The organism is Candidatus Lokiarchaeum ossiferum (genome assembly GCA_025839675.1).
Classification (GTDB): Archaea; Asgardarchaeota; Lokiarchaeia; order Sigyniarchaeales; family Promethearchaeaceae; genus Lokiarchaeum; species Lokiarchaeum ossiferum.
On the sequence record CP104013.1, the window covers coordinates 1475234 to 1489615 of the forward strand.

Sequence of the window (14382 nt, forward strand, 5' to 3'; positions counted from 1 at the left end):
TTGAATATTCATTAGAATTTCATGGGGAAACATTCTATCAAGTTTGAAAATAGATTTATATTCCAAAAAAAATATAAAAATGCCATGGAAGATGGAAAAACCAAGCAGAAAAAAAAAGATTTTGTCGTAAAATTTTCAATGAAAGGGAAATTGTACACAATTACTCTCTTAACAATTGCGATTGTGGTCGGTTCAATAATTAATACTACGACTCTAGCTTCAGATTTACTTACTATTTCCATTTGGATCTGCATCTTGCTACTAGTGATACAATTCATTATGTTAATTATTAACTATTTTTCAAAGAATAATGAAATTCTATTCCAAGAAGTTGAAAATTTAGAATTAAGCTTTCCACCAAAGAATACCGATGATATTATTATTTTCCACGAAGATTTGAAGGAATTAAAAATAAACATATCTACATTAGGTGATCCTGCTGTATGGAAAACTCCAAAAAAATTAACCGAATTAATGTCAAAATTGGAGATCAAATTCAAGAAATTTTTAGATGAGTTCATTACATCAATTCTTTTTGATCCAAAGCTTCAAAATAAGGATAAAATGAGAGAATTACAAAAAATTCTGAAGATTGAACATACAAAATTTACGGAAATTGCAACAAGATATATAGAAGTTGAGAATAATCTGTTTAATTTACTTAAAGAGCACTCATCCAATTTCAAACATATCCATTTAATTGAAATCATTAATTCAATTAATGTCCCAATTGAAGATTTAGAATTTTTTATCCAAATCTTCATAAAGCGTGAGTTAATGGATATTGCATATAATTCTACTAATAAAACAATTATATTTGAGAAACAATTAGATAATGAAATTGCTAATTTAACAAATTTATTTGAAAATTGGAAAAAAAATGAGTATAAAGGAAATAAAATCTTAAAAAAAATTTAATTTTCTTGCCCATTAATTAAAATTTCATGAAGAAGCATTTCTAACCACATCGGTAGCTTCAATGAACTCAAAGATCGTTCGGGATTTTTTTTCTTTCCAGGTTGTTCTGGGAATTTTCGTAAGCGATGTTCAATATATCGCACGATGACATCATGTTTAAGGGCATCGACAAGAGGTTCAATTATCACAATGTTCCGGAACACATCTAAAGCTTCTTGAGCCGCAATAGAGATTTCAGGAGCCCCATGATCCAACATTCCAATTAAAGCAGAAATGGAGGTGGGATCTCGGATTTTCGAAAGACTTTCAATGGCAATTAAGATGAGATCTTCCGTATCGGTTTTTAAGAAGTCACAAAGCTGCGGAACCGCATCTTTGCATTTATATTCGCCAAGCATAAAAGCAGCGGCCCCTTGAACCTCCAATTCTTCATCATCCAATAATTCAATAAGTTTGGCTTTCACTTCAGGATGACGATCATAAAAACCCGCACTAAGAGCAGCATTTTCTCTGACTTTGGGATTTTCATCATTAAATGCTTTCAAAAATGACCCTGCAGCGGCCGGATTTGCAATCATTCCAATGGAATCTATGGCGTAATAACGATCTTGCCAATTATCAGAATCGATACAAGATTCTAAATGGGATGAAGCATTCTTGTCTCCAATATTTGCCAAGCTAGCCATGGCACAATAACGCACATCAGGTTCTTTATCATGCAAACTAGATATTAGTGGGGGGACTGCACGGTTATCTTTAGTCATTCCCAAAATCTCAATTGCTTGTTTGCGGACTTCCATATCTTCATCCCCTAACAGATCTATAATAGGCTGAACAATGGCTTCACCAAAAAATTCAGGTTGCATTAAAATATCTAAAATGGCGAGCTTAATATCTGAGTCAGGCAGAAGCAACCCCCGAAGAATTGCTTCCAGAGCATCCTCTTCAGATGAAAGATTGCCTAATTCATAAACGGCTTGAATTTGTTCAATAGGATTATCACAACCAATTAGTTTTTCATAGATCGGTTGGATTTTGGGAGAAAAAGTTTGATTCACCATATACCTAATTTTTATTAGTTTTACAAATTAATAATACAATTGATATAAATATGCAATGGTGGATAATCGGACTTGCACTAATTATGGTCCTTGGAATGTGCCCCTTAATAGGGCGTTTGATATATAAAATGAATAATAAGGTGGCTTTCTTATTTTATTTGATCCTATCTCTTATCTTATCGGCAATAATATTTATTATAACCGAGCATCCTTCATGGGATTCAATGGTCGAATTATGGGGGGACTATTTTGGATCCATAATTCAACTGAAAATTGTTTACATTTTCTCTTTTCTTACATATATCACAGCGGGAGTTGGAATAATTGGAGGTGTATTAGAATACGTAGGAGAGCATGCGGAATCTGCGGATGCATATAAGAAATATGATAAGAAATCACCGATTAAATTATATATTTACTTCATAATCTATGGATACATTTTCTTATTTGCAATATTTGCTTTCTCTCAGTTTCTCTTTGTCTTTTTCCAATGGGAATTTCCAGGAACTTTATTAAATGAATTCTTCAGAGCTATGTTGTTCCATAATATCATACTTGCTTTAATTGGAAATATTTTGACAGCCATCAAAATATTTCGGTTTGGATTTTTCTCAGTTGAATTCTACCGATCCGAATTTCATCCTTCTGTAGCAGATATCGGTCCAAAATTACGAGGTTTTCGAAAATTTTCAGCTTGTATTGTCGGATCTATGGGAGTGTATATATGTTGCTTCATCTTGGTAATGGAACTTTTTCCAAATACAGCGGGAGAAACGGTTACGTTTGGACGGTCCATTTACTTTTTAGCAGCAACAATCCAATCCATCTTATTTTACCTTCTGAAAGATAGATATGTGGATCAACTTAAACCGCTTTCAAAACAATATGATTTGAAGGTGGGAACTGGATCTTATAATCCTTCTGAAAAAGAAGAAGCACTCAAGGAAAGCGATGAAGATTTGAAATTTATTGATTAATGATTAATTTAGTTACTCCTTGTCAGAAAGGTTTTTTTGGCTTTTTTCTCTAATTATTACATGGATGTTTTAGACTGTATTAAATCCAGAAGAAGCATTAGGAAATTTGAAAATCAATTGATACCCCAGGAAATCATAGAAGAAATTTTAGAATGTGGACGATGGGCCCCTTCTGGTGTGAATTTCCAACCTTGGAAAGTATTTGTTGTGTCAGATCCCAATGTCAAGGAAAAACTGGCAAAATGCACGAAACATAGTTCATTAATATTAAACGCACCCCATACTTTTGCCATCTTCTTAGATCAAACCAAACAATATCATTATACTAAACATGTCCAGTCGATTGGCGCCTTTTTCCAGACCTTATTATTGGCACTTCATGCTAAAGGCTTGGGGGGAGTGTGGTTAGGAGAAATATACAACCAAAAAGACCAAGTAAGTGATGTTTTTGGGATCAACGATCCCCAATTGGAATTCATGGGAGCAATTGCATTTGGAAAACCTGCAGAACAAGGGAAAAGTTCACGCAAGAAGGTATCTGAATTTGTGGTATGGTCCTGAAAAAATTCATCAAAAAATTCTAAATATGGGGTTTGTTTTACCCCACTAAATTTATTTATTCAAAAATATCAGTAATTGAGAAAAATGATTACATGATTGTGGTTCTTTTTATTGATGTCGAAAATTGAGAAATTAGATACCATTTTTTAAAAAAAAAGACCGCAAGTTTGACTTTTTCTGACACAAAATTGGCATACGAAGTAGATTTTTCTTCAAGGAAGTGAGTGAGCTTGTTTGTTTTGTTAAAAATCGTAAATTTTTTTATCGAATTTTCTATTTTTAAAGTATGGCAGAAAGTATTGAAATTTTTGACCTTGCAATAATCGGCAGCGGGCCCGGAGGATACCATTCCGCCCTACGTGCTGCAACATTTGGAGCCAAAGTCGCATTAATTGAGAAGCATGAAAGACTTGGAGGCACTTGTTCAAATTGGGGGTGCATACCAACGAAAGCATTATATTCATCAGCAAAATTAATCGCGGATTTGAAAGAAAAAGCACCAGAATTTGGAATTAACTTCACAAATGGATTCACCACCGATTTTGGAAAAGCAGTTGAACGAAAGGATAAAGTAGTTCATGAACTTACCGATGGTATTCGAGGTCTTTGCAAAGCTAAGAAAGTGCAAGTGTTTCATGGTTTTGGATCTATTCTTGGTGGAAATATTTACACCAATATTAATTTGAAAATCAAAGAACAAGATGGAAATGAGATTTTTATCAAAGCAAAAAGAATTATTGTTGCAACAGGCTCTGCTCCTGCAGAAATTCCCGCATTTAATGTTGATCACCAACGAATTCTTGATAGTGATGATTTATTGGATATTAAACGTGGTTTAAAAATTGCCCCAAAAAGTTTGATTATTATTGGTGGTGGAGTCATTGGGTGTGAATTTGCTAATATATTTGCCCAATATGGCACTGAAGTGACTTTATTAGAATATCTTCCAACCATTTTGGCTAATGAAGAAAAATTAGTTGTAAAAACCATCAAGAAAGAATTCAAAAAATTGAATATAAACATCTTAGAAGGGAAAAACGTTCTTTCTGTGATCAATACAGGGGATCAAGTGAAAGCAACTATTTGTGATGCAAAAATTCCCCGTGATGAAGTTGATTCAGCAGAAAAGCAAGAATTTTTCGCAGAAAAATGTTTGGTAAGTATTGGTCGAATGAAAGTTACTGAAGGGTTAGGATTGGAAAACTTCCAGATTGCTCTACAACGTGGTTCCATCCCAATCAACCATGAAACGATGGAAACATCATTCCCTGGGATTTATGCTATTGGTGATTGCACTGGAATTCTTATGTTAGCACATTTTGCCAGTTATCAAGGAGATATTGCCGTATCGAATGCACTTTCATCAATTGGTGGATTCGAAGGTGTACACCCAGAGAAAGCAGATTTTGCGACTGTCCCAGCAACAACTTTTACCCATCCAAATATTGGAAGTGTCGGCTTACGCCAAAAAGAAGCCAAAGAAAAATATGGAGAAATATTGGTTGGCCGATTCGCATACCAAAGCAGCGGTAAAGCAAAATGTATGGGCGAAGAGACAGGTTTCATGATGGTTATTGCCGACGCGCGCACGGATAAAATTGTCGGAGCATCTTGCGTTGGAGAAGCGGCCCCAGAGTTGATCTCAGAAGTATCAGTTGCAATGCGATTAGGATTGACCACTCATCAAATGGCCAGTGTTATTCACAGTCATCCTACATTATCTGAAATCGCCTTAGAAGCGGTTGAAGATGTGCATGGAATGGCAATTCATAAAGCCGGTCGAAGAAGATAAAACTTCTTTGAATCTATTCCTTTTTTATCTTATTTTCTTTTAATATCTTTGAAAATTCTTCCATTCAAACATTTCTAATAGGGATTGACCTTTTATCCTTCATCCCGTTATATTATGTATGGAATCATCGAAAAATCGAAATAACCGATTTCATAACTGGTTATTTGATAAGATTGCATATTTTTATCAATGGTTCTTCAAAAAGCAAGTAAAATCCTATCAGAAAATACTGATGCGTCACATTGACCAGTTAAACTTAAAACCCAATGCGAAAATATTGGATATTGGATGCGGTACTGGAGCCTTTGGAACAGCATTTCAAAATCTGGGATACGATGTAGTTGGGGTAGATGTTGCTCCAGGTATGGTTAAACGTGCTTTAAGAAATAACTTAAAATGTCAACAAGCCGATGTTTTACAAGGATTGAATTTCTTACCTGAATCCTTCGATTTAGTTATTGCAGCCTTTGTACTCCACGGATTGAAAGAAATTTATAGAAAGAAAATCTATGACGAAGCTTCAAGATTATCCAAAAATCAGATTTTATTTCACGACTACTCTACTACAAGAAAAATACATATTTCCATTATTGAGTGGTTAGAACGAGGAGATTATTTTAATTTTATCAAGCAGATTCCATCAGAATTTAATGTCCACTTCAATTCCGTAAAAATTACTCCGATAAAATCCCACCTGGCATTATATCACTGTAAGAAAGTAAAAAAAGAAATATAATTTAGACAGAGAATTGATTAGTTAAAGTCATCTCATGAAAAGTAGATAAGATATTTGTTGGATCTTTAATCAGTTCACCTAGTTTTGCATCCTTTCCAAGTTTTTCTAACTGCTTTAAATAGAATTCGACAACCTCGCAGGCTTTTTGAATTGATTCTTGAGAGTTTTGGATTAAACCATGGCCAGGAATAAGAACATGATAGGGTAAAGATTTAATCCTGGAAACATTGTCAAAATGAAGTTGAAAAGTAGAATCGGCTCCAACATAGGGAAGATATTGATGACCTTCATAATCAAAAATCAAAAGATCACCGACAATCATATATTTATTATTCAGAATTATGGAAATAGATCCACTACTGTGACCTGGAGTTTCGAGTATTTGCAGTGAATGAGTTCCAAATTGGAAGAGATCGCCATCTTGGTGCAAATTTTGAGGGATAAAAGTGGGATCATTCACGTTATCCGCAAAATTTTCTTTGTAGTTCTTGCCACAATGGATTTGACAATTGGCGAAAAGTGAATTGGCAAAGCAATGGTCAGAATGTAAATGAGAAAAGAAAACATCGGTAACTGTGATTCCTTCGCGCGCAAGATGACGTTTCACTTGCAGAGCTTGTTGTTCATTTCCAATATCGATTAAACATGAATGATTTTCATGAATAAGGGCAACAATATTGACTCCATATCCTTCTTTGAAGGTATATAACAAAATATTGGATTCGAGTTGGGAAACTTCCATCATATCGAGTTAATTAAACCAATTAGGATTTTAAGACTTACTATTTCATTTTGAAAACAACATGAAAAAAAAGGAAAAAGAAATACAATTCAATGGAATAGAAATTTTGAGCAATTTTATATTTAGTAGTTGTAGAAGCAATCCTATTCCATCAAATACTTCAACAAACGAGTATTATCTTGATGGGGGAAAAATTTATCAAATTCAATGAAATACTTTTCAGGCCCATATCCCACAAATGCTTTGTATCTTGATTCTTTCTCTATATGCAGTTCATGATCTTTCAAATCAAAAAGTGAATTTTTTTTAACATATTTAAACCATCCTTCAATATCATCGAGTATAAAACCAACATTGACCGCTTTTTGATCCGTAAATTTATGCATTCCTCGTTTTTCATCAACAATGGCCATAAATCCTGTTTCCGATACTCTGTAAATTTTAGTCCATCCTTGATCTACTACTTCCTCAAACCCATAAACATCTTCATAAAAATGTTGCATAGCTAATACATCCTTATAATAGAGCCAAATTATGGTTGAGTGTATCGATAGTTCTGCTGGAACATCACTTTCGTGCGCAGATTGAACAACAACTTCTTTATTTTGGTTTAAGAGGGGAAAAAATCGTTCATTTTCTTGATGTTGATTAAATCGTTCGAATTCCAACAAATATCCTTCCGGATCTACAACTATAAAACCATCATGTGCACTATTCTCTTTTTCTTTAAAGTCATCTTTGATCTTCACATTTTTGCTTTTTAAGTGTTCATACCACTCTTTTAGCTGATCAGTCAACAAAGCGAGTGCAACTGTTTTCGGTTCTTCAGTAGTATGCATTCCTTTTGCCCCATCAACCAAGATAAGATAGGAATCTTTTGTCATTCGCATTATTTGAGCCATTTTATAATCGGCCATCAACTCAAATCCAAGATTCTTGACATAGAACTCTCCGGCTTTTTTTAGATCGTCATAATAAAGAAATAGATTATTCGCTTTAAGTCCAAAATTAATCATCGTTTTGAAAGGAGTATTCATAGACAAAAGTCCATTAATTTTTTGAGGACTATAACTAAGCATCCTACCGAATCTTTTTGATATCATACGGCGGTTTTTTTCATTATATTGCGCTGTATCTTTTAATAACTTCTGATCTTCTTTTAACATCAGATAGTTATCTTTTGTTGTTCCTTGAAAAAGAAGAAGCACGTCCAATCCCTTCGCAATATCTGCCGGGAATAAATCGGTCACTATAAGATCCGATTCTCTATATACTAATACATTATGTTTTGCGGCTATTTTCTTTGCATCCTCAATGAAATTATCCATTTCATCAGGAGGTAAAGGTGCACTTAATGCTAGCTGTTTAACCCCTGCATTTATTACTTCAGAGAAAGCCCCTACCACGCCAAGATCAAATGATTTTTTATGCAATTTGGGACCCATTTTTCTAATTTCTTCTATGGGATAAAAAATTTAATGTTTTTTATCCTTGGAAATTTTCCAATGATTTCACAGATCAGACATATACATATATCCATTTCGATACCCATTGTATTTTATAAGATCATCTAATGATCGACTTATGTCCATGAAATGTTATTTTTACGATCATACGATGATCATAATGCCATCATTTATGATGATGGTCACTTTACATTTTCATGGTCTTGATATTATGAATAATGAAAAATTTAAAATGACCTTACCGGAGATTATCTTGGTAGCACTCATGAGTGCTTTGAACGCGGGTTTCGATTTATTACTAAGTCCTCCTTTAAAAGTATTATTTGGACATATTGTAGCAGGAATCTTTTTAATGGTACCTATTAATTTCATCTTCATAACTTTTACAAAACTAATGGTAAATAAACATGGTACAGCAACAATTTTCTTGACAATTTTTGCAACGATTTCAATTCCCACAGCAATGTTCGGAGGAGTTCCTGGAGCCTACAAAATTCTCATTGGTGCAGTAATTGGGATAGGTCTGGATTTGATCTTTAGTATTAAAAATAAAATTGCTAAAATTATTGCTGGAGGAATTTTGGGTGCTGTAATCTGGTGGATTACACTTTTTACAATCTGGCAATTGTTCAAATTTCCATTTGTAACGGGATTTAGTAACTTACTAAATGCAGCAAGCCCAAATTTCGCAGAAAGCATCGATCTTTCTAACATCATTCAATTACCAATCACAGGGTTTGGAGGTGCTTTCTTTGCATTTGCAACACTATGTGGACTTTTATCAGCGATTCCTTGTGTGATAGGTGGATTCATAGGCTTCGGGTTATTTAGGACCATCGAAAAAACCGCATTATATGAGAAATTCCAAAATATGCAATAATTATCTCACCTTGCAAAATCGTTTAAGAGCTAGAAGATTTTATTTGGTAACCTTTTTTTTAATCCACTACCCTATAAAGGCCTTGTGAAAAAAACATGGATAATCCCACCCATCGAGTACTACAACCTATAATTCAAGTCAAAGATCTTTCTTTTGCCTATAAGAAGGAAAACTGGATACTTAAGGATGTTTCTTTTTCCATTCAACCAGGAGAAATTGTAGCAATAGCCGGTCAATCGGGAATTGGGAAAACTACGATGGGTTTTATTCTTAAAGGACTTATTCCTCACACGATTAAAGGAAAGTTAAAGGGAAGCATTCAAGTTGCGGGTTGGGATGTAAAAAAAACAAAAATAGTTAAACTAGCGAAAGCCATAGGGATGGTTTTCCAAGACCTAAACTCCCAATTATTCAGCACATCTGTTCAAGAGGAAGTTGAATTTGGCCTACGAAACTTGAAATTAAATCTCGAATGGGGACTTGAAGCAATGGAATTTTTGGGTATTGCAAATCTACGCGAACGAATGCCAATGAATTTATCTGCAGGTCAAAAACAAAGGGTTATATTAGCAGCCATCATTGCAACACACCCAAAAGTATTAATCCTCGATGAACCTTCTGCTCATCTGGATAAAATTTCTAAAATTGGGTTAAAAAACCTACTGATGAAATTAAATCATGAATATGGAACAACTATTCTCATCATAGAACAAGATCCGTGGATATTAGGAGAGATGTGTCAATCAATCCTCCATGTTGAAGATTGCACGATTCGAAGAACTGACAAAAATAGACTTTTAGAGAAAAAACCTCAATGGAGCTGGAAAACATGACTTCAATTTCTAATCTTATGGATGAATCTACAACAATATCTGCTAATTCCCAACATGTTCAATCAAAATCGCAAAAATCAACTCCAATTTGGGCAGATTATAAATTTCATATTCATCCGATAATTAAATTCTTACTATTTGGAATTTTGAATGTAGCAGCCTTTTTACCCAGTTTTCAACAAATAAGGTGGATTTTTCTCATTATCGAAATAATTTTAGCCTTTGGGATTAAATTGGAGATTTATCGTGTTCAAGGATTTTTCAAGTTTCTTTTTATGAATTTCATTGGGATTTATTTTCTCTTTTACTTTGTCGATTTTAGTTGGATAAATGCCTTCATTCTGTTCTATCAATATACACTCTCAATGCTGATTCTCTTTTTAGGAACCTTCATTTTTACACAAACTACACCTCCCCGCGAGTTGCTTACCGCATTAAGGATGTTTCATATTCCGCGAAAATTAGCCTTGGGAATTACAGTAGCAATTACATTTTTACCTTTGTTGACGGAACGAATTCGTCTTACACGAGCCTATCAAGAAGCAAGAGGATATAAAGTACATTTTTGGAATTTAGGACCGATTATAATTCCAAGCTTGCTAAATATTCTGGATTTATCAATGAATTTAGCAATTTCCATGGAATCTAGAGGATATGAAGTTTAGATAATATTTGGAATTTGTGACAAATTCGTGTATAAAATTTGGCCTTACATACATTGTAAAGTATAAACGTTTTATTGTTATTAATGGAAGATCATTTTCATGAAGAAGAAAATACGGAATTGGGAGCGTCCTACTCTCTTACAATTGCAGTTGAGGATTTTAAACAAAGTGTGCAGTTATACCAAAGTAAAAATCTGAAAGCGGCCTACAATCTTCTTCAAAAAGCCTTAAAAAAATTCCAATTGGAAAAACAACATAAATTGGTTATGGAATCAACCTATCTTATTGCAACAATTCTATTTCAGTTTGAGAAGTACTCCAAAGCAATTTCCTATTTCAAGGACTTAAATTTATTAGCAACAGAATTAAAACATCAGAGATATCAAGAATTATCTTCCTTCATGCAAGCATATTGTTATTATAAAAACAAAAAATTTGCTAAAGCGTATGAAATTTTCGAAAGAGAATTAATAGGTTCAACATCCTATGTAAATCGATTACAATTTTTTACCTTCAAAGCACGAACCTGTAGCAAATTAGGATATCGAGATCAAGCAATCCCATATTTTGAAGAAGCAATCATGATTTGCGAAAAAACCTCGGATTTACCAGGAATTAAACCCCAACAAGCACAATTGTTATATGATTTAGGATTGGAATATCATTATCATATACTGGATGAACTACGAGCCGCAGGTTTTTCTCAGTACAATAACTTGCTGAAATGGTCTCAAGAATTTAATCAATCAATTAACAATTTCTCCAAAGCAGTTGATATATGGACAAATACTGGAGAAATAAAAAAAACAATTGCGACTTACCAAATTATGGGGAATATTTATGGTTATTTGAAAAATAACCAAAAACAACAAGATTACTATAATAAGGCCCTTCAGAATGCAGAACAGAGTAACGAATTTACTCAATATATCAAAATCGCAAAAATACTTATTCGATTACTCAATGAACAAAATGCTTTCACCGATCTAATCCCACTTCTTCAAAAAATCATCTCCATTCTCAATCAACATGGTAATAGTGATGTATTGTCCATTGCGGGATTTCATCTTGAAATCGGGAAAGCTTTAAAAAAACTTAATCAAATTGACGAGGCATTGTTGGAATTTATTACGGCATTGAACATATATCAACGCTTAAAAATTCCAGTCCAAGGCCACAAACGAACTTTATTAGCACTTCTTGATATTTACCAGACCAAACAAGAAAATAAGAAAATTTCATATTACTCTGAGCAATTAAACAAATTGAATAGTAAATTTGAAGACTTACAACCCCATACTGAAAATAATTTAGGTGTTCTAAACGATTTCTGGATCATAACTGAAACAGGATTGGAGATCTTTTCCTATTCTCCAGGTATGGAAATAAATCTCACTTTATTTGGAGGATTTGTCTCTGCATTACAAACTTTTTCTCAAGAAGTTACAAAGAAAAGGATGGAATCTTTTGTGATAGGAGATTTGAGGTATTCATTTTACTTTGAAGATGGAAAAAAAATATTCATCTTGGGAAGATCAGAACTTTCAGAATCAGAAAAAACCGTTAATTTTATTTTAAAACAGATTTATCAACGGTTTAACTTAGAATTTGAAAAAAGACTTGAAAAATTTTCAGGAGATGTAACTCCATTCTCCAAATTTGGAGAGATCTTAGCAACTATTGATTTCAACTTAGCTTGATTGGGAGAAAAAATATAGTAAATATTGGTCTATACAAAAAATATATACTAAGAATTATAAAATTCAAAGGAGAGTAATGCTTACGGCAGAAATTTCAAAACAAGATAATGAAGAAAAACAAGCTAAAGAAAAAGCTTTAATTCAAGAAAAAGAGGTTAAACAAAGACGCCTTAAGGAATTACAAGCAAAATTAGCAGAAATAGAAGCCATAGAAGACCTCTCGACAAAAATGAAGACCGAAAAAGAATTATTTTTGGATGAAATTCTCCAGATCTTAGAACAAGAACAAAAAAAAGATCACATTCTTTCAACAATCATAAACTGCCGTAAAATCATTGAGATGACTGAAGATTTGGAAAATGTTGCTTTACATGCCCGAGCTAAATCAATTTTTGTGGATTTTGAACAAAAGTTAAAGGAACACCATCGAATCCAAGATGAGGAAGCAAAAGCTGTTATGCAACAGATCAATGATCTGGAGCAAATTATTAATATTGAAGATACTGTTGCACCAGAAATTGAAGATATCCCGATCTCGTTATTCATTGGAAATATTAATGAGGATTTGTTAAACATGCAAGAATTAGCGGATCAAGTTTTAGTAGATCACGCTGTAGAGATCCAAGAATATGCGGAAAGTAAAGCAATAATAAAACATGTTTCAGGGAAAGCAAGAGAAATCACTCAAGAAATTGATGTGCTTTGGGAATTTGCCGATGATAAACCAAGTTTGCCTGACTATGTAATTACAAATACCATAGAAAATTTCGCCGATGACCCGATTGAAGAAGCATTTATTCAGGATATTATTCCGTACAACTATGAAATATCGGAAGTTACAATTAATGGAAATACTCCGCAAGTAGATCCTCATCAACAACGGATGAAAGATGGATTACAATACTCTTGGTATATCCCAGAAGCAAAGAAGGATAATCCAATTGAGTTTAAATATCATTTAAAACCGAGAATTTCCCGAACCGTGGTTTTACCTTTGAAAAATTCTCTCAAAGTAATTAAAACCCATTCTTCTCTAAACAATGAGAAAATTGTTGGAGAAAAGAAAAAGCAAGATGAAGGAATTTTTGATGCCCTACTCAAATTTAAAAATTCGTACGAGAATCAACTTTCAGATATTGTATTAGAAGATGTAATCCCAATTTTTTATACTTATGAAGTAGAAGAACAAAAATCGGGGGATTTTCCTTCAGTCAAAGAATCTTCTGAAAGTTTTGTTAAATGGAAATTGGATGAAATGCCCATTGAACAAACCAGCTTACATGAATATCATCTAATTGAATTGCAAAAAATTGAAGAATTGAAAATTGAAGCTCATAATGTCTTAAAGCAAGATCCAGAAAAAGTAAGTAAGCACAAACGTAAAAATATTCTAAAACGGCAAGAGAGGGCACGTAATTTCCTTCAAAAATTTAATTTGTAATACATTCAAAATTTCAATTTGATTTAATGTTGCTTGGTGTTAATTATAAAAAACATGTTTTTCTACATTTCTTTAGAGCGATATCACCAATTGTCCTTCTTCTTGATACTGTAATATTAATTCAGCAACTTCATTGGAAGGGACCATATCTACTCCATCCATCAACTCCGATTTATCCATACCAATTATACGAGCTGCGAGATGGCAACAAATAAAATTTATACCCAAATCAATGCATTCTATCATTTCTTCTTCATATCTATTCCGTCCTACTTTCCCCCGTTTTCCTAGTAAAATTCCCATCGGACCCCAAAGAACAACAAGAACTTCCAATCCTTTATTTTTGTAATATTTTGCAAAACGAATTATTTCGAGAGGAGAGGTAGACTCATAAATCATGTTTTTGAGAAGGAGCAAAACTTTTGTAACTTTCACCATTATTTTAATTTAATCAAGTATAAAAAAAAAGGCACTGGTTATGTTAAAAAATGAAAACATTGGTTATGCTAAAAATTAAACCGGTGATATAAAATGACAATACAATGATAAAAAAATGAAATTGGTTTTGTGTTTTAAACTCATTTTAATATGAATGCTACGATGTAATATT

The 14382-nt window shown here is 33.2% G+C and carries 14 protein-coding genes; 10 read left to right on the top strand and 4 right to left on the bottom strand.

From position 1 onward, the window contains the following. Positions 1-84 precede the first annotated feature (84 nt). Positions 85-918 carry a hypothetical protein gene (locus NEF87_RS05920; RefSeq protein WP_457919058.1) on the top strand — a complete coding sequence of 278 codons (834 nt, stop codon included), beginning with the start codon at positions 85-87 and terminating at the stop codon, positions 916-918. Here NEF87_RS05920 and NEF87_RS05925 read toward each other — a convergent pair. Beyond that, positions 915-1979, bottom strand: a complete 1065-nt coding sequence (locus NEF87_RS05925; protein ID WP_371805500.1) for a HEAT repeat domain-containing protein — start codon at positions 1977-1979, stop codon at positions 915-917. The genes NEF87_RS05920 and NEF87_RS05925 overlap by 4 nt on opposite strands. A gap of 50 nt (positions 1980-2029) precedes the next feature. Between NEF87_RS05925 and NEF87_RS05930 the strand changes: the two genes are divergently transcribed. From NEF87_RS05930 to NEF87_RS05945, 4 genes are all read left to right on the top strand, one after another. Further along, complete coding sequence (locus NEF87_RS05930; RefSeq protein ID WP_371805501.1) at positions 2030-2956, top strand: hypothetical protein; 927 nt, start codon at positions 2030-2032, stop codon at positions 2954-2956. Between the two features lie 60 nt (positions 2957-3016). Beyond that, positions 3017-3517 (top strand): nitroreductase family protein, encoded by a 501-nt coding sequence (locus tag NEF87_RS05935; RefSeq protein WP_457919059.1) that lies wholly within the window; start codon positions 3017-3019, stop codon positions 3515-3517. A gap of 286 nt (positions 3518-3803) precedes the next feature. Continuing rightward, the gene (lpdA, locus tag NEF87_RS05940; RefSeq protein ID WP_371805503.1) at positions 3804-5309 is read left to right on the top strand and encodes a dihydrolipoyl dehydrogenase; all 1506 of its coding nucleotides are present in this window, start codon (positions 3804-3806) and stop codon (positions 5307-5309) included. A gap of 118 nt (positions 5310-5427) precedes the next feature. Then, entirely contained in the window at positions 5428-6045 is a 618-nt protein-coding gene (locus tag NEF87_RS05945; RefSeq protein ID WP_457919060.1) for a class I SAM-dependent methyltransferase, read from the top strand. A 1-nt stretch (position 6046) separates the two neighbouring features. On the opposite strand, the gene NEF87_RS05950 is transcribed toward NEF87_RS05945, so the two are convergent. After that, positions 6047-6790 (bottom strand): MBL fold metallo-hydrolase, encoded by a 744-nt coding sequence (locus NEF87_RS05950; RefSeq protein ID WP_457919061.1) that lies wholly within the window; start codon positions 6788-6790, stop codon positions 6047-6049. A gap of 140 nt (positions 6791-6930) precedes the next feature. Continuing rightward, a complete protein-coding gene (locus NEF87_RS05955) occupies positions 6931-8232 on the bottom strand; it encodes a VOC family protein (protein ID WP_457919062.1) in 1302 nt (433 codons plus the stop codon). A gap of 181 nt (positions 8233-8413) precedes the next feature. On the opposite strand from NEF87_RS05955, the gene NEF87_RS05960 reads away from it, so the two are divergent. From NEF87_RS05960 to NEF87_RS05980, 5 genes are all read left to right on the top strand, one after another. Then, entirely contained in the window at positions 8414-9133 is a 720-nt protein-coding gene (locus NEF87_RS05960; RefSeq protein WP_457919063.1) for a hypothetical protein, read from the top strand. Positions 9134-9228: 95 nt separating this feature from the next. Next, positions 9229-9966: an energy-coupling factor ABC transporter ATP-binding protein gene (locus NEF87_RS05965; protein ID WP_457919064.1), complete on the top strand. Its 738-nt coding sequence runs from the start codon at positions 9229-9231 to the stop codon at positions 9964-9966. Continuing rightward, the gene (locus NEF87_RS05970; protein WP_457919065.1) at positions 9963-10631 is read left to right on the top strand and encodes an energy-coupling factor transporter transmembrane component T; all 669 of its coding nucleotides are present in this window, start codon (positions 9963-9965) and stop codon (positions 10629-10631) included. The genes NEF87_RS05965 and NEF87_RS05970 overlap by 4 nt, the downstream gene beginning before the upstream one ends. Before the next feature lie 83 nt (positions 10632-10714). Further along, on the top strand, positions 10715-12331 hold the full coding sequence (locus NEF87_RS05975) for a tetratricopeptide repeat protein (protein ID WP_457919066.1): 1617 nt from the start codon (positions 10715-10717) through the stop codon (positions 12329-12331). Between the two features lie 76 nt (positions 12332-12407). Further along, positions 12408-13772 carry a hypothetical protein gene (locus NEF87_RS05980; protein ID WP_457919067.1) on the top strand — a complete coding sequence of 455 codons (1365 nt, stop codon included), beginning with the start codon at positions 12408-12410 and terminating at the stop codon, positions 13770-13772. Between the two features lie 72 nt (positions 13773-13844). Here NEF87_RS05980 and NEF87_RS05985 read toward each other — a convergent pair whose 3' ends face one another. Continuing rightward, positions 13845-14210: a DsrE family protein gene (locus NEF87_RS05985; protein ID WP_457919068.1), complete on the bottom strand. Its 366-nt coding sequence runs from the start codon at positions 14208-14210 to the stop codon at positions 13845-13847. Between the last annotated feature and the right edge of the window lie 172 nt (positions 14211-14382).

Coding starts and splice junctions, on each gene's coding strand:
- NEF87_RS05935 (WP_457919059.1), top strand. CDS start 3,017: ATGGATGTTTTAGACTGTATTAAATCCAGAAGAAGCATTAGGAAATTT.
- NEF87_RS05965 (WP_457919064.1), top strand. CDS start 9,229: ATGGATAATCCCACCCATCGAGTACTACAACCTATAATTCAAGTCAAA.
- NEF87_RS05950 (WP_457919061.1), bottom strand. CDS start 6,790: ATGATGGAAGTTTCCCAACTCGAATCCAATATTTTGTTATATACCTTC.
- NEF87_RS05925 (WP_371805500.1), bottom strand. CDS start 1,979: ATGGTGAATCAAACTTTTTCTCCCAAAATCCAACCGATCTATGAAAAA.
- NEF87_RS05985 (WP_457919068.1), bottom strand. CDS start 14,210: ATGGTGAAAGTTACAAAAGTTTTGCTCCTTCTCAAAAACATGATTTAT.
- NEF87_RS05945 (WP_457919060.1), top strand. CDS start 5,428: ATGGAATCATCGAAAAATCGAAATAACCGATTTCATAACTGGTTATTT.
- NEF87_RS05970 (WP_457919065.1), top strand. CDS start 9,963: ATGACTTCAATTTCTAATCTTATGGATGAATCTACAACAATATCTGCT.
- NEF87_RS05980 (WP_457919067.1), top strand. CDS start 12,408: ATGCTTACGGCAGAAATTTCAAAACAAGATAATGAAGAAAAACAAGCT.
- NEF87_RS05955 (WP_457919062.1), bottom strand. CDS start 8,232: ATGGGTCCCAAATTGCATAAAAAATCATTTGATCTTGGCGTGGTAGGG.
- lpdA (WP_371805503.1), top strand. CDS start 3,804: ATGGCAGAAAGTATTGAAATTTTTGACCTTGCAATAATCGGCAGCGGG.
- NEF87_RS05920 (WP_457919058.1), top strand. CDS start 85: ATGGAAGATGGAAAAACCAAGCAGAAAAAAAAAGATTTTGTCGTAAAA.
- NEF87_RS05960 (WP_457919063.1), top strand. CDS start 8,414: ATGCCATCATTTATGATGATGGTCACTTTACATTTTCATGGTCTTGAT.
- NEF87_RS05975 (WP_457919066.1), top strand. CDS start 10,715: ATGGAAGATCATTTTCATGAAGAAGAAAATACGGAATTGGGAGCGTCC.
- NEF87_RS05930 (WP_371805501.1), top strand. CDS start 2,030: ATGCAATGGTGGATAATCGGACTTGCACTAATTATGGTCCTTGGAATG.